This window comes from Bariatricus sp. SGI.161 (assembly GCF_050313695.1).
GTDB lineage: Bacteria > Bacillota > Clostridia > Lachnospirales > Lachnospiraceae > JAFBIX01.
Window position 1 is genome coordinate 64,344 of the sequence record NZ_JBNPLX010000006.1, and the last position, 15,973, is coordinate 80,316.

The window sequence follows — 15,973 nt, forward strand, 5'->3', positions numbered from 1 at the left end:
CTTACCCCTCCTCCTTATTCAACACTTTGAAATAGAAGAATGTAAATGCTAATGAAACGAGCAACATCAACATTCCTGCAGCTGCGGCTTTTCCAAAATCAAAATATTTGAATCCTGTTTGTTGTATGTAAATTGTTAAAAGTTCTGTTGCTCTGGAAGGACCACCTTTGGTTAAGACATATGCAATCGCATAATCTTTAATCGTCCAGATAATCAACAAAAGAAATACTGTTGTTGATACCGCTTTAATAGACGGAACTGTAATATACCGAATCTTTTGAAATGTTGTTGCCCCATCAATATCTGCCGCTTCATACAAATCAGATGACACACTCTGCATGCCCGCCAGGAGCATGATTGCCACATACGGAAAACCTTTCCATATATTGACAACCATTGCTGCCGGCAGTGCAACCGTCGGATCTTGCAGATATGCGATATTCTGCGATAAAATCCCTGCATTATTTAACAAGAAATTTATGATTCCATAATCCTGATCATACATTAATATCCATACAAGACATGCGACTACTTCAGGAACGGCCCATGGGATGATGATTAATGCTCTTGCAAGCCCACGTCCCAGAAACTTTGTATTGAGCAGTAATGCCGTAATAAATCCTACTATATATCTTCCTGCCACAGTAACTACTATATAGATCAGTGTCACTTTAACCGAATTAAAGAAATATTCGTCAGAAAGAACTGACTGGTAATTCTTCAAGCCTACAAAATAATGTCCTGCTGGTGAAGGTTTTGTCACATAATAATACTGAAAACTCATAATTGCTGCTTTCACAATCGGAACCACCAAAAACAAAAGCAAGATAAGAATTAATGGCAGAAGAAAGAAATAGGGTTCTATTTTTTTATTTAATCTCTGAGGTTTTACTGCTTTCATCAACGGACCACTCCCTCTACTTTTGCTTATTCTGCTGCGTCTCTATTCATTACTTCTTCAATCTTCTCCTGAGTCGTATCCATTTCACTCTGTACATCTGCTGCCTGCTCGGAGAACATCTTCTGAGCTGCATCCAGCATAATCTGTGAAATCTCACCGAGCTGTGGAATATTAGGGTCTGCAACAAGATCTGTATAATTATTCTGCATAAAATCAACAATTGCATGTTCCAGTTCATGGTTATTGATATATTCTTCACTGGTAGAATAATCTGTGTTACTTGGAATCATTCCGCAATCTGCAATAATCTTCTGTGCTTCATCAGTCGTCATCCACTCAAGGAAAGCATATGCCTCTTCTGGATGTTCACAGTTTTTACTGATCATAGTAACTAACGGATAATTCGTTGGATTTGGTTTATAAGTCTCTCCTTCATACACAATATCAAACTGTGGAATAATACCTATATCTTCCATCAATGACTCGTCTCTTTCTTTGGACATGCCTACGAACCAAGGTCCATCCATATTAAATGGCACTTCGCCATTCCAGAACATCTCTCTGGAATCTTTTTTATCCGTCACTAATTTTGCAGCTTTATCTTTTAAGATAAAATCCTGCCACCATTGAGCAGCCCACACATTTTCTGGAGCATTAACATTGACATTTTCTGCTGTGTATGGTTCTGATTCTCCGTTCGGAAAGTACAATCCATTAGACACTGGCCTTGCGATCAGACGATTCCACTCGCTAACTGTAAATGCATGTGTACCTGACACAACTCCAATTGCGTACTTACCTTCCGATGTGAATTTCTCACAGGCTTCTCTAAAATCTTCTTGTGTTTTAATAGATTCAGGATCTATTCCTGCTTCTTCCAACATTGATTTGCGATAAAAGATTCCAGTTGTTCCCCAAGCATAACTGGAAATCGCAAGTGTTTTTCCGTCCACATCACACATATCCTGTCCGACCAGTTTTTCTTTTAACTCATCGCTCATATATTCGGAAAGATCAATAAATGTGCCTCCCTCGCGAATCGCATTGTAAGTAGATATGTTTTCTGGGTACACCTGGATCATATCACTTTCATTGTTGGCCAGTATTTCAGTCGTGATATTGTCCCAATAACCATCATAACCTGCACCAAGAATTTCAATACTTACGTTTGGCTCTTTCTTACTGTAAGCTTCCAGGAGTGCATCAATTGCCTTTTGATGAGGTTCTTCTACATATACGGATGTAGAAAAAGTAAGTTTTATTTTTCCGTCTTCATTTCCATCATCTTTTTTGTCCTCCTTCTTGCTTCCACATGCAACTAAGCCACCCACCATAGCCACACATAACAGTACAGAGAGAATCCTTACTCTTTTTTTCATAGCTTTTCCTCCTTCTTTTTTTGTTTCTTTTATATGAAAATTATATGAGATTGTTCTTTGGGATAACATGTAAATTATTCAGATTTAACATTTTATTTTGTGAGTATTTTACATTTTATCAGAAAGTACGTGATATGTTTTTAACATTTTCTAATTTTTATTGCGTTTCATCTTTTTTTACAGTATACTTACCTTTGTATTACACAGGAGGCGTTAATATCATGTATACTGTAATGATAATTGATGATGAACCTTGGACAATTATTGACATTGAAAATACTTTTGCACTGGATGAAATGGGATTTGAAATCATTGATTCTTTTCGAACTCCCTTAAAAGCACTTCCTGCCATCATTGCAAAAAAGCCGGATCTTATAATTACTGATATTCGTATGCCAGGAATAAACGGTCTGGAACTTATGCAAAAGGTCAGAGAGCAAAACATAAATTGTGAATTTATTATTGTCAGTGGATACAGTGATTTTGCTTATGCTAAAGAAGCAATTTCCTATGGTGTTGCCGGCTACTGTCTCAAACCATTGAATCCTAACGAAACATCCTTATGTCTGGAACGGGTAAAAAAGGCTCTTGACAAGCGGACAACTCCTGTCACACCACCCGCATATATTGACGATAATTTTGAGAAAATTCGAAATTATATGATTACTCATTTTTCTGAAAAGCTTACCTTAAAATCTCTTGCCAGCCATTTTGACATAAATCCAAATTATTGTTGTTCTTTATTCAACAAATATCTTGGACAGACATTCTCACAATATCTGACTCACTTGCGCGTCACAGAAGCACAGAATTTACTCAAGACAACAACGCATTCTCTGGAAACAATTGCCTCAATGGTCGGATACAGCGACTATTTTTACTTCAGTAAAGTTTTTAAAAAGCATTGCAGTTACTCACCAAAAGAATACCGAAAGTTATTCTCCACCCCGAAGGAGTATAAGTCATGAAAAAAACATTATCGCATCAATTTATAGCTATTTTACTACTTCCAATTCTTATCATTTTGGCATTCAGCAGCTATACGATGTTTCAGATGCTAGATGAACAAACTGAAAATTTAAAAAGATATTGCTCTTCAACAATTGAGAATGTCAAGATAAATATTGTTTCCATGACTACCAGCATGAAAAAACTTCCACTATATTTGCTTCGCAAGAAGAAACCCAGTCTTATCTGTTAAGTGCATCTACAGATACGCATCAATTACAGCGGCAATCATTCTCCACCTTGATCGGCATGGCACACTCCTATACGCCTGGTCTTGTAGATATCATAGTCTGGGACAAGAACTCTCCGACAAGTATGGTCAGTTATATTCCTGCTGATATGGAAGATTTTACGGTTGAACATTTTATGGATGAACAAAGAAACACCGAAAGTTATTTTGAGTTCTATATCCAACCTGTCACAAATACGCCTTATATGATCTATTTCAGCCCAATATATATGACAACTTTTTCAAAAGATTTTGGAAAACATCTAGGTAATATTGCTATTATCTGTAAAACAGATACTTTGAACCAGCTTGTGAACTCGACAACAGATATGTCTCTAAATATCACAGATGACACAACAGGCAATATATTATATTCAAATAGTCCCGAAAGTTCCTTCTCTAAGGCTACAACCCAAGAACTTTTTCATGAAATCGAAAACATACCGAATACGAATCTGTCTGTTACCGGCACCATTTATAATGAGCAATTACATCTATTCAAAGACGAACAATCCGAATTATTGATTGCCTTGGCATTTTTGCTCTTTTTCTGCATCCTTTATCTTTCAATTGCCGTTCACCATATAATTATCAAACCGATTCATCAATTGAACGAAGCAATCGAGTCTACCGATTATATGCAGCACGAACTTCAGCTCCACACAAAACTGAATAATGAGATCGGCTCTATTGCTTCCCATATTAATGCTCTACTCACAAGAATTGCTTCTCTGAATCAAAAGAATATCGCTTCGCAGGCCCGGCTTTATGAAATGGAGATCAGTAAAAAGCAGACTCAGATTTATGCCTATCAAAGCCAGATTAATCCACATTTTTTATATAATATGCTTCAATGTATGCGAGGCATCTCTTTAATCCATGGCATACCCGAGGTTGCACAAATATGTACTAATATGGCAGATCTTTTTCGCTACTCTATTAAAGGAGCATTTCTGGTCCCTCTAGATGATGAATTGACAATTATCGATAAATATCTCTATATGATTCAGGTACGGTTTCAAGATCGTATCTCCTACAGTCTGGATATTCATGATGATACAAAGCAATGTCTGATTCCTAAGATGATTCTTCAGCCACTTGTAGAAAATGCTATTTTTCACGGATTGGATTCTATCGAGAACAATGGAATGATTCAGATATCTGCTTACCGTAAAGGCTCAGAACTTTATATTCTTCTGCAAGACAATGGAATTGGATTTGATGAAAATATATTAATAGAATTGAATAAGATACTGACACAAGACGCCCCGGCGGATATCAATGCCTCATTTAATGGATCCGAAGGAATTGGAATTATCAATATTCATAATAAAATTCGATTATATGAAGGAATAGAATATGGAATATCTGTTGAAAGCTCACCGGGAGATACACGTCTTTGTATTCATCTGAATGCTAACCAAACTTTAACTGAACAGACAGATGGAGCAGGATCATAATAATCCTGCTTCATCTGTCTATTCTTAAAATATAATTCACTTATAACTTATCCTTCTCCAGATCTTTCCCCTGGCACTGTCCAGAACAGCCGCTACACCCACAGCCACATCCTCCGCCTGATTTTTTCTTTTTCCACATACTTCTGATAATCAGCGCAACAATTACTAATAATACAGCTCCTACAATTGTTGTTGACACGATACTGCTTACTGCTAATGCCATAGAATCTCCTTCTTTCTATCTAAATAATCCTCTTATTATGCCTTTGCTTTTCTTGCCTTGACGCTGGATATGTTCATATTCAGTGAAGTGCTCTCTTTATACGGTCTGAACAACAGATAGAGGAATCCGATAACTACCAGAACCGCTGCAATCGTTCCAATTCCAACTCCTCCACCAGTGAAGAGAGAGCCAAACTGATAGATACACAATGACACTGCATAAGCAAATACACACTGATATCCGATTGCAAACCAGGTCCATTTTGCACTGTTCATCTCACGCTTGATCGCTCCGATTGCCGCAAAGCAAGGTGCACACAGCAGGTTGAATACCAGGAAGGAATATGCTGCGATCGTTGTCATACTTGCTGCCAGAGTGCCCCAAATCTCAGAACCGTCTTCTGCTACTTCAGCGAATCCATAGAGGATACCGAATGTACCCACGACATTTTCCTTTGCTACCAGACCAGTAATTGCCGCAACGGCTGCTTTCCAGTCTCCCCATCCAAGCGGAATGAATATCCATGCAAAGATTTTTCCTATATTTGCCAAAAATCCCTGGCTCAAATCATCTACCATACCAAAGTGTCCGTCTACAATGCCGAAGTTTGAAGTAAACCATACGAAGATCGTAGACAGTAAGATGATGGTACCTGCTTTCTTGATAAATGACCAGCCTCTTTCCCACATGCTTCCTAAGGACATTTCCTACAGTTGGAAGATGATATGCAGGAAGCTCCATTACAAACGGTGCCGGATCTCCCGCGAACATCTTTGTCTTCTTCAGAATGATTCCAGAGCAGATAATTGCAGCGATTCCCACAAAATATGCACTTGGCGCAACCCAGGATGCTCCATCAAACAATGCGCCTGCAATCAATGCAATAATCGGTAATTTTGCTCCGCACGGGATGAAAGTTGTCGTCATGATCGTCATTCTTCTGTCGCGCTCATTTTCAATTGTACGAGAGGCCATAATTCCAGGAACTCCACATCCGGTACCAATCAGCATTGGGATGAAGGACTTACCGGATAAACCAAATTTACGGAAAATTCTGTCCATGATAAACGCTATACGAGCCATATATCCGCAAGATTCCAGGAATGCCAAGAAGATGAACAATACAAGCATCTGTGGTACGAATCCAAGCACTGCTCCAACCCCGGCTACAATACCATCCAGGATCAATCCCTGCAGCCAGTCTGCACAGTTAATGCTTACAAGGAAGCTTTCGATTGCCGGCGGAATGATCTCACCAAACAGCACATCATTGGTCCAATCCGTCACGAAAGTTCCTACTGTTGTAACGGATACATAATACACAATCCACATAACGACAGCAAAAATAGGAAGTGCAAGCCAACGGTTCGTAACGACTCTGTCAATCTTATCAGATGTCGTCAACTTCTCTTTATTTGCCTTCTTCAGACAGTCACCTATCACAGAAGATATGTATGCATAACGCTCATTTGTAATGATACTTTCTGCATCATCGTCAAACGCTTTCTCAGCTGCTGCAACAATATTTTCAACATCAGGCGCCTGTTTTAACTGTTCCTGAATCTTGTCATCACGCTCAAAAAGTTTGATCGCATAGAAACGCTTCTGCTCTTCCGGCACATTCGTCAGCACGGTTTCAATCTCATCTAACACGGATTCTACTTCCGCTGCAAATTCATGGACTGGTGCAGATGCCTTCTTTTCTGCAAGTTTTACTGCTTTCGCTGCGGCTTCTTTTACACCTTCTCCTTTTAAAGCAGATATGCTTACAATTTCACATCCCAGTTTTTCAGAAAGCTCCTTCGTGTTGATCTGGTCACCAGATTTTTTCACCACATCCATCATATTGATTGCCATCACCACTGGAATTCCAAGCTCCATCAACTGTGTAGTCAGATATAGATTACGTTCCAGGTTGGTTCCATCTACAATGTTTAATATCACATCCGGGCGTTCTGTAATCAGATAGTTTCTTGCCACTACTTCTTCCAGTGTATACGGTGACAGGGAATATATTCCCGGCAGATCCATGACGGTGACATCTTTGTTATCTCTTAACTTACCTTCTTTTTTCTCTACGGTTACTCCTGGCCAATTACCCACAAACTGATTAGAGCCTGTAAGTGCATTAAATAATGTTGTTTTTCCACTGTTCGGATTACCGGCAAGTGCAATTCTTACTCCCATTTTCATTCCTCCTGTACGACTCATCTATTCTACTTCAATCATCTCTGCGTCTGCTTTTCTAAGGGAAAGTTCATATCCTCGAACAGTCACTTCCACCGGATCCCCCAATGGCGCAACCTTTCTGACATAAATTCCTGTTCCTTTTGTGATTCCCATATCCATGATCCTGCGTCTTGTTGCTCCTTCGCCATGCAGTTTCACGACCTTTACGTTCTGGTCACATTTCACATCTCTTAATGTCTGCATCCTCTCTTCTCCTCCTATATCATAATCTTATTCGCAATCCCTTTACTTACCGCAACTCTGGAGTCCTTTACCTGAACGATTATGTTGCCTCCATTACTCGACACAATCTTCACCTGTTCCCCTGTCACAAATCCCAGATTTTCCAGAAATTTTTTCACTTCGTCATGTCCGCCGATTCTTTTAATCGAAGCGGTTTCACCTGAACTCAACATTGTCAGTGGCATCATAATCACTCCTTCTTCCTTATTTGGCTCTTATATTCGTACTACCATCTCTTTATGAATCAGTTCCATATCTTCCAGCAATTGTATTGTCCGATAGACGGTAGCAATACCTACCTTGTCATCAATTTTCTTTGCGGCGAAATATATCTCTTTGCAGGAGGAACATTCGTTTGCCAAAATAATACGAAGCAACATCTTTCTCTGATCTGTAATTCGATAACCTTTTTCTTTCAATTGTCTGATTACTTCTTCAACCTTTTCTTCCTGGCTCATATTTCATCCCTCTTGATTTGATACTGATTATCATTTACATTGGAATTATATTCTTATTGATACCGATTGTCAATATTGTTAACGATAAGATTTATCAATAACGAAATAGGGTCGGTATTTGGCTCATCGATATTCCACAAAAAAAGCGAGAAACCTTATGGCTTCTCGCTTTTTATCTTTTATTCTTCTACGAAATCAATCATTTCTTCCATATCATCCATGTCTTCATCTAACATAATTTCATCATCCATGGACATCTCTGTATCGAGCTTGATATCGCGATATTTTCTCATACCTGTACCAGCCGGGATATGCTTACCGATGATTACGTTCTCTTTCAGACCAACCAGCGGATCGACCTTACCCTTAATTGCTGCCTCTGTCAGTACCTTCGTTGTCTCCTGGAAGGATGCAGCTGACAGGAAGGAGTTCGTTGCAAGTGATGCTTTTGTAATACCAAGCATAATCTGCTCTCCTGTTGCCGGCTCTTTACCTTCTGCAATCAATGCCGCGTTCACATCTTCAAATTCCAGTCTATCTACGTTAGTTCCTGGCAAAAATTCTGTATCACCAGCTTCTTCCACACGAACCTTCTTCAGCATCTGACGTACAATGACCTCGATATGCTTATCGTTAATATCAACACCCTGCAGACGGTATACGCGCTGCACTTCCTGAATCATGTAATCCTGTACAGCTCTCAGACCCTTGATCTTAAGGATATCATGTGGATTCACACTACCTTCCGTCAATTCATCTCCGGCCTCTAACTCTACACCATCCTGAATCTTGATTCTTGATCCGTAAGGAATCAGGTATGCTTTTGACTCTCCGGTCTCGTTATTGGTTACGATAATTTCACGTTTCTTCTTTGTATCATTAATGGTAGCTCTTCCTGCAAATTCTGTGATGATTGCAAGACCCTTCGGCTTTCTTGCCTCAAAAAGCTCTTCGACACGAGGAAGACCCTGTGTGATATCATCACCGGCTACACCACCCGTATGGAATGTACGCATGGTCAACTGTGTACCAGGCTCACCGATAGACTGTGCCGCAATAATACCTACTGCTTCACCAACCTGCACCGGCTCACCGGTTGCCATGTTAGCACCGTAACATTTTGCACAAACACCATTGTGAGATCTACAGGTTAGAATCGTACGGATCTTGATCTTCTTCAGTGGTTCCCCGTTCTCATCCACACCTTTCTTCATGATCAGCTCTGCACGCTTTGGTGTTACCATATGGTTCGCTTTTACAAGAATGTTGCCATCTTTATCTACGATATTCTCACACAGATAACGTCCGGTAATACGCTCCTGTAAGCTTTCAATCTCTTCATTACCATCCATGAACGCTTTCACATACATTCCTGGAATCTCAGCACCCTTTTCCACACAATCCATTTCGTGAATGATCAGTTCCTGTGATACGTCAACCAGACGTCTGGTCAGGTATCCGGAATCGGCGGTACGAAGCGCTGTATCGGACAGACCTTTACGAGCACCATGAGCAGACATGAAGTACTCCAATACGTCCAGACCTTCACGGAAGTTTGACTTAATAGGCAACTCAATGGTACGACCAGTTGTATCAGCCATCAGACCACGCATACCGGCCAGCTGTTTGATCTGCTTGTCGGAACCACGGGCTCCGGAATCGGCCATCATGAAGATATTGTTGTATTTATCAAGTCCAGACAACAGTGCTTCTGTAAGAGCATCATCCGTTGCTTTCCATGTCTCAACAACTTCTTTGTAACGCTCCTCTTCTGTGATCAGACCACGCTTGAAGTTCTTTGTGATCTTATCCACGGTATCCTGTGCCTTCTGAATCATCTCTGGCTTCTGCGGAGGTACCGTCATATCTGAGATAGATACGGTCATAGCCGCTCTGGTGGAATATTTGTAACCGATGGATTTTACTGCATCCAGAACTTCTGCGGTTGCAGTAGATCCATGGGTGTTAATAACTTTTTCAAGGATCTGTTTTAACTGCTTCTTACCTACGTGGAAATCAATCTCCAGCAGTAATTCATTGCCTTCTACTTCACGGTCTACAAATCCAAGATCCTGAGGAATGATTTCGTTAAAGATAAATCTTCCCAGTGTAGATTCAATGGTTCCTGTCTTCACAGTTTCATCTGGCATTGTCTTAGATACACGTACTTTGATACGTGAGTGAAGCGTCAGAGCATCATTTTCATAAGCAAGAATTGCCTCATTCACACTCTTAAATGCTTTTCCTTCTCCTTTTGCCCCAGGTCTTTCCTGTGTCAGATAATAGATACCAAGTACCATATCCTGTGAAGGAACGGCAACCGGTCCACCGTCAGACGGTTTCAACAGGTTGTTTGGTGACAGCAGTAAGAAACGGCATTCTGCCTGTGCTTCTACAGATAACGGAAGATGGACAGCCATCTGGTCTCCGTCAAAGTCGGCATTGTATGCAGTACATACCAATGGATGAAGCTTAATCGCCTTACCTTCTACAAGGATCGGCTCGAATGCCTGAATACCAAGTCTGTGCAGCGTGGGGGCACGGTTCAGCATAACTGGATGTTCTTTGATAACATCTTCCAGTACATCCCACACCTCTGGCTGTACTCTTTCTACCATCTTCTTGGCATTCTTAATGTTATGAGCAGTTCCGTTCTGAACCAGCTCTTTCATGACGAATGGTTTGAACAGCTCAATTGCCATCTCTTTTGGAAGACCACACTGATAAATCTTCAGTTCTGGTCCTACGACGATAACAGAACGTCCAGAATAGTCAACACGTTTACCCAAAAGGTTCTGACGGAAACGTCCGGACTTACCTTTCAGCATGTCTGACAAGGACTTCAGAGCTCTGTTACCAGGTCCTGTAACCGGACGTCCACGACGTCCGTTATCGATCAGGGCATCTACTGCTTCCTGCAGCATTCTCTTTTCATTTCTAACGATAATGTCTGGTGCGCCTAATTCAAGAAGACGTTTCAGACGGTTATTTCTATTAATAATTCTACGGTACAGATCATTCAGGTCAGAAGTAGCGAAACGTCCGCCATCCAGCTGAACCATTGGTCTAAGATCTGGTGGAATGACCGGAATTGCTGTCAAGATCATCCACTCCGGTTTATTACCAGACTCACGGAAAGCTTCTACGACCTCCAGACGTTTTACGATTCTTGCACGCTTCTGTCCAGTTGCACCTTTCAGTCCTTCAGATAATTCTTTGTATTCCTTGTCCAGGTCAATTGCTTCCAGGAGCTCTTTGATGGATTCAGCGCCCATACCTACACGGAATGCACTTCCCCACTTCTCTCTTGCTTCCTGATATTCCTGCTCAGACAACACCTGTTTATACTGAAGATCTGTCTCCCCTTTATCCAATACGATATAAGAGGCAAAATACAGTACCTTCTCCAGAGTTCTCGGAGACAGGTCAAGAATCAGACCCATACGGCTTGGAATTCCTTTGAAGTACCAGATGTGTGATACCGGAGCAGCAAGTGCGATATGCCCCATACGCTCACGACGCACACTCGCTTTGGTGACCTCAACACCACAGCGGTCGCAGACTACACCTTTATAGCGGATCTTCTTATACTTACCGCAGTGGCACTCCCAGTCTTTGCTAGGTCCAAATATTCTTTCACAGAATAAGCCGTCTTTTTCTGGCTTTAAGGTTCTATAATTAATTGTCTCAGGCTTTGTAACTTCTCCCCTTGACCATTCCAGAATCTTCTCAGGCGATGCCAAACCGATTTTGATTGCATCAAAAGTCATTGGCTGATATGTTTGTTCCTTATTGTTTTCTGGCATACTGGCACCCCTTCCTATTCATTATCTGACATATCGTCATATCCATAGTCATCAGTTTCTTCAAATTCCATATCGAAGTCATCATCTTCAGGCTCTTCTTCCACATCTACCAGTTCTTCACCCTGGAATTCCTGTTCTGTGTAGCCATGTGCCCCAAGATCATCATCCTGATGGTACCTTCTGTCTCCTTCAATTAATGAGCGAAAATCAGTTTCACCCATATCGGCAGTTTCCATGATCTCTACTTCTGTATTGTCATCACGCAGTACACGTACATCCAATCCAAGAGACTGTAATTCTTTCAACAATACCTTGAAGGATTCTGGAATTCCCGGCTCTGGGATATTCTCACCCTTAATGATTGCCTCGTAAGTCTTCACACGGCCGACAACATCATCTGACTTCACAGTCAGGATTTCCTGCAATGTGTAAGATGCACCATAGGCCTCCAGTGCCCATACCTCCATCTCACCGAAACGCTGTCCACCGAACTGTGCCTTACCACCTAACGGCTGCTGTGTAACAAGTGAGTAAGGACCGGTTGAACGTGCATGGATCTTATCATCAACCAGGTGATGCAGTTTCAGATAATGCATGTGTCCGATGGTTACCGGGCTGTCAAAATATTCTCCGGTTCTTCCGTCACGCAGACGAACCTTTCCATCTCTGGAAATCGGAACACCTTTCCACAACTTTCTGTGTTCTCTATTGTCAGACAGATACTGAAGCACTTCTGGAAGCAATTCTTCTTTATGCTTTGCCTCGAACTCTTCCCAGCTTAAGTTTACATAATCATTTGCCAGGTCAAGTGTATCCATAATATCATTTTCATCTGCACCATCAAATACTGGTGTTGCAATGTTAAATCCTAATGCTTTTGCTGCCAGTGACAGGTGGATTTCCAATACCTGTCCGATATTCATACGTGAAGGCACACCCAATGGGTTCAGCACGATATCCAGAGGACGTCCGTTTGGCAAAAACGGCATATCCTCTACAGGGAGTACTCGGGAAACGACACCCTTGTTACCATGACGTCCGGCCATCTTATCACCAACAGAGATCTTTCTCTTCTGTGCAATATAGATACGAACAGACTGGTTCACTCCCGGAGACAGTTCATCACCATTATCTCTTGTAAATACCTTCGCATCAACAACGATACCATATTCTCCGTGTGGCACTTTCAGGGAAGTGTCTCTTACTTCACGTGCTTTTTCACCGAAGATCGCGCGGAGCAGTCTCTCTTCTGCGGTCAGTTCTGTCTCTCCCTTCGGAGTTACTTTACCAACCAGAATATCTCCGGCACGTACTTCTGCACCAATACGGATGATGCCTCTCTCATCCAGATTCTTCAGAGCATCATCACCAACACCCGGAATGTCTCGTGTGATTTCTTCTGGTCCCAACTTGGTATCACGTGCTTCTGCTTCATATTCTTCAATGTGGATAGATGTATAGACATCTTCCTGTACTAATCTTTCACTTAATAATACCGCATCCTCGTAGTTATAACCTTCCCAGGTCATGAATCCGATCAGAGGGTTCTTACCAAGAGCCATCTCACCATTAGATGTAGATGGTCCGTCAGCAATTACATCACCGGCTTCTACCCTTTCACCCTTGAATACGATCGGTCTCTGGTTATAACAGTTACTCTGGTTACTTCTGAGGAACTTGGTTAATTTATACTTCTTAAGACTTCCATCATCCTGACGAACGGTGATCTCTGTAGAAGTAGAGCGTTCTACAACGCCGCCTGCTTCTGCCACAACACATACACCGGAGTCAACCGCAGATTTCTCTTCCATACCTGTACCTACAACTGGTGCTTCTGTCATCATAAGAGGCACTGCCTGACGCTGCATGTTGGATCCCATCAGCGCACGGTTCGCATCATCATTTTCCAGGAAAGGAATCAATGCTGTAGCAACAGAGAACACCATCTTTGGAGATACGTCCATATAATCGAACATTCTTCTCTCATATTCCTGTGTCTCTTCGCGGTAACGACCGGATACATTCTTATGGATGAAATGTCCTTCTGCATCTAACGGCTCGTTGGCCTGTGCTACATGATAGTTATCTTCTTCATCAGCTGTCATATAGACAACTTCTTCTGTTACGACCGGATTGGCCGGATCGTCATGATTAATCTTACGATATGGCGCCTCAATAAATCCGTACTGGTTGATTCTCGCATAGCATGCAAGAGAGTTGATCAGACCAATGTTCGGACCTTCAGGTGTCTCAATCGGGCACATTCTTCCATAATGTGAATAGTGAACGTCTCGAACCTCGAATCCGGCACGGTCTCTTGACAGACCACCTGGACCAAGAGCAGACAGACGTCTCTTATGGGTCAACTCACCCAGTGGGTTATTCTGATCCATGAACTGTGACAACTGAGAAGAACCAAAGAACTCCTTCACAGCAGCTGTAACAGGCTTAATATTGATCAGTGACTGTGGTGAGATACCTTCCAGATCCTGGGTTGTCATTCTTTCACGGACAACTCTTTCCAGTCTGGAAAGACCTATTCTGTACTGATTCTGTAACAACTCACCTACGGAACGGATTCGTCTGTTGCCAAGGTGGTCGATATCGTCATCATTTCCAAGACCATATTCCAGATGAATATTGTAGTTGATAGATGCCAGGATATCTTCTTTTGTGATATGCTTTGGAATCAGATCATGGATATCTCTCTTAATCGCATCTTTCAGCTCATCAACATCACCGGCGGTCTCTTCCAAGATACCTGCCAGAACCGGATAATATACCTGTTCGGTAACTCCGACTTCCTTCGGATCAATATCTACGATTGCTGCAAGATCAACCATCATATTAGAAAGAACCTTAATATTTCTCTCTTCTTCCGGTCTCTCGATCCATACATATGGAATGGCTGCATTCTGAATCTGATCTGCCAGTTCTCTGGTAATCTTAGTTCCGGCTTCTGCAATTACTTCTCCTGTAATTGGACTCACAGCATCCTCTGCCAGCACCTGACCAGAGATACGGTTCTTAAGAGCCAACTTTTTATTGAATTTATATCTTCCTACTTTTGCAAGGTCATAACGTCTAGGATCAAAGAACATACTGGTAATCAGACTCTCTGCACTGTCCACTGCCAACGGTTCGCCTGGACGGATCTTCTTATATAATTCCAGAAGACCTTCCTGATAGTTCGTAGCCGCATCCTTCTCAAAACTTGCAAGGATCTTCGGCTCCTCTCCAAAAAGTTCAACAATCTCTGGATTTGTACCGATTCCCAGCGCACGAATCAACACGGTGATCGGTACCTTTCTTGTTCTATCTACACGTACATAAAAAACGTCATTGGAATCCGTCTCATACTCCAGCCATGCACCACGGTTCGGAATAACAGTAGATGAATATAGTTTCTTACCTACTTTATCATGTGCAATTGCATAATAGATACCTGGGGAACGCACTAACTGGCTTACGATAACACGCTCTGCTCCATTAATTACAAACGTACCTGTACTGGTCATCAACGGCAGATCCCCCATGAAGATTTCATGCTCGTTGATTTCGTCTGTCTCTTTGTTATGAAGTCTTACTCTTACTTTTAATGGTGCCGCGTAAGTCGCATCACGCTCTTTACACTCTTCGATTGTGTACTTCACGTCTTTTTCACACAAAGTGAAATCAACAAATTCCAGGCTTAAATGACCACTGTAATCAGTAATCGGGGAAATATCATCAAATACTTCATTCAACCCTTCATCCAGGAACCACTGATAGGAATCCTTCTGGACTTCGATCAAGTTAGGCATCTGAAGAACTTCTTTTTGTCTGGAATAACTCATGCGTGAACTTTTTCCACTTTTGATAGGACGAATTCTGTTTTTCTCCATATTGACGTTTCACTCCTCATTTATATTTTAACTAGATTCCGAACGATATCACGGTATAACTTTCCACAATAGCGCATTTTTTACTATATCATAAACTTTTCGAGCTTGTCAATCACTTTTTTTATTTTTTCAAAAAGGGGGGCGGAGGTTTTT

General features: G+C 41.5%; 11 protein-coding genes and 1 pseudogene. 3 read left to right on the plus strand and 9 right to left on the minus strand.

Translation table 11 applies throughout. The features are described 5' to 3' along the window. Position 1 precedes the first annotated feature (1 nt). Positions 2 to 901 carry a carbohydrate ABC transporter permease gene (locus ACQRBH_RS05085; protein WP_427761082.1) on the minus strand — a complete coding sequence of 300 codons (900 nt, stop codon included), beginning with the start codon at positions 899 to 901 and terminating at the stop codon, positions 2 to 4. A gap of 26 nt (positions 902 to 927) precedes the next feature. Beyond that, a complete protein-coding gene (locus tag ACQRBH_RS05090; RefSeq protein WP_427761083.1) occupies positions 928 to 2,280 on the minus strand; it encodes an ABC transporter substrate-binding protein in 1,353 nt (450 codons plus the stop codon). 221 nt (positions 2,281 to 2,501) lie between these two features. Here ACQRBH_RS05090 and ACQRBH_RS05095 point away from each other — a divergent pair, with 221 nt between their 5' ends. The 3 genes from ACQRBH_RS05095 to ACQRBH_RS05105 are packed head-to-tail and all read left to right on the plus strand — an operon-like array spanning position 2,502 to position 4,977. Further along, on the plus strand, positions 2,502 to 3,248 hold the full coding sequence (locus ACQRBH_RS05095) for a response regulator transcription factor (protein WP_427761084.1): 747 nt from the start codon (positions 2,502 to 2,504) through the stop codon (positions 3,246 to 3,248). Beyond that, positions 3,245 to 3,481: a hypothetical protein gene (locus tag ACQRBH_RS05100; protein WP_427761085.1), complete on the plus strand. Its 237-nt coding sequence runs from the start codon at positions 3,245 to 3,247 to the stop codon at positions 3,479 to 3,481. The genes ACQRBH_RS05095 and ACQRBH_RS05100 overlap by 4 nt, the downstream gene beginning before the upstream one ends. Before the next feature lie 56 nt (positions 3,482 to 3,537). Then, the gene (locus tag ACQRBH_RS05105; RefSeq protein WP_427761086.1) at positions 3,538 to 4,977 is read left to right on the plus strand and encodes a sensor histidine kinase; all 1,440 of its coding nucleotides are present in this window, start codon (positions 3,538 to 3,540) and stop codon (positions 4,975 to 4,977) included. 40 nt (positions 4,978 to 5,017) lie between these two features. Here the strand turns inward: ACQRBH_RS05105 and ACQRBH_RS05110 are convergent, their stop codons facing one another. The 7 genes and pseudogenes from ACQRBH_RS05110 to ACQRBH_RS05140 form a co-directional block, all read right to left on the minus strand. Then, the gene (locus tag ACQRBH_RS05110; protein WP_235231594.1) at positions 5,018 to 5,200 is read right to left on the minus strand and encodes a FeoB-associated Cys-rich membrane protein; all 183 of its coding nucleotides are present in this window, start codon (positions 5,198 to 5,200) and stop codon (positions 5,018 to 5,020) included. A 35-nt stretch (positions 5,201 to 5,235) separates the two neighbouring features. Then, positions 5,236 to 7,387 (minus strand): annotated as a pseudogene (feoB, locus tag ACQRBH_RS05115) (ferrous iron transport protein B). A gap of 24 nt (positions 7,388 to 7,411) precedes the next feature. Further along, positions 7,412 to 7,633, minus strand: a complete 222-nt coding sequence (locus ACQRBH_RS05120) for a FeoA family protein (RefSeq protein ID WP_235231592.1) — start codon at positions 7,631 to 7,633, stop codon at positions 7,412 to 7,414. Positions 7,634 to 7,647: 14 nt separating this feature from the next. Beyond that, positions 7,648 to 7,860, minus strand: coding sequence for a FeoA family protein (locus ACQRBH_RS05125; RefSeq protein ID WP_427761087.1), 213 nt, complete (start codon positions 7,858 to 7,860; stop codon positions 7,648 to 7,650). Positions 7,861 to 7,887: 27 nt separating this feature from the next. Continuing rightward, complete coding sequence (locus ACQRBH_RS05130; RefSeq protein WP_427761088.1) at positions 7,888 to 8,130, minus strand: Fur family transcriptional regulator; 243 nt, start codon at positions 8,128 to 8,130, stop codon at positions 7,888 to 7,890. Positions 8,131 to 8,309: 179 nt separating this feature from the next. Next, on the minus strand, positions 8,310 to 11,936 hold the full coding sequence (gene rpoC / locus ACQRBH_RS05135) for a DNA-directed RNA polymerase subunit beta' (RefSeq protein WP_427761089.1): 3,627 nt from the start codon (positions 11,934 to 11,936) through the stop codon (positions 8,310 to 8,312). A 14-nt stretch (positions 11,937 to 11,950) separates the two neighbouring features. Continuing rightward, positions 11,951 to 15,820 carry a DNA-directed RNA polymerase subunit beta gene (locus tag ACQRBH_RS05140; RefSeq protein ID WP_427761090.1) on the minus strand — a complete coding sequence of 1,290 codons (3,870 nt, stop codon included), beginning with the start codon at positions 15,818 to 15,820 and terminating at the stop codon, positions 11,951 to 11,953. Positions 15,821 to 15,973 lie beyond the last annotated feature (153 nt).

Excerpts from the sequence above, each read along its gene's own strand:
- ACQRBH_RS05085 (WP_427761082.1), bottom strand. The coding sequence starts at position 901 with ATGAAAGCAGTAAAACCTCAGAGATTAAATAAAAAAATAGAACCCTAT.
- ACQRBH_RS05090 (WP_427761083.1), bottom strand. The coding sequence starts at position 2,280 with ATGAAAAAAAGAGTAAGGATTCTCTCTGTACTGTTATGTGTGGCTATG.
- ACQRBH_RS05130 (WP_427761088.1), bottom strand. The coding sequence starts at position 8,130 with ATGAGCCAGGAAGAAAAGGTTGAAGAAGTAATCAGACAATTGAAAGAA.
- ACQRBH_RS05140 (WP_427761090.1), bottom strand. The coding sequence starts at position 15,820 with ATGGAGAAAAACAGAATTCGTCCTATCAAAAGTGGAAAAAGTTCACGC.
- ACQRBH_RS05120 (WP_235231592.1), bottom strand. The coding sequence starts at position 7,633 with ATGCAGACATTAAGAGATGTGAAATGTGACCAGAACGTAAAGGTCGTG.
- ACQRBH_RS05105 (WP_427761086.1), top strand. The coding sequence starts at position 3,538 with ATGGCACACTCCTATACGCCTGGTCTTGTAGATATCATAGTCTGGGAC.
- ACQRBH_RS05100 (WP_427761085.1), top strand. The coding sequence starts at position 3,245 with ATGAAAAAAACATTATCGCATCAATTTATAGCTATTTTACTACTTCCA.
- ACQRBH_RS05125 (WP_427761087.1), bottom strand. The coding sequence starts at position 7,860 with ATGATGCCACTGACAATGTTGAGTTCAGGTGAAACCGCTTCGATTAAA.
- rpoC (WP_427761089.1), bottom strand. The coding sequence starts at position 11,936 with ATGCCAGAAAACAATAAGGAACAAACATATCAGCCAATGACTTTTGAT.
- ACQRBH_RS05095 (WP_427761084.1), top strand. The coding sequence starts at position 2,502 with ATGTATACTGTAATGATAATTGATGATGAACCTTGGACAATTATTGAC.
- ACQRBH_RS05110 (WP_235231594.1), bottom strand. The coding sequence starts at position 5,200 with ATGGCATTAGCAGTAAGCAGTATCGTGTCAACAACAATTGTAGGAGCT.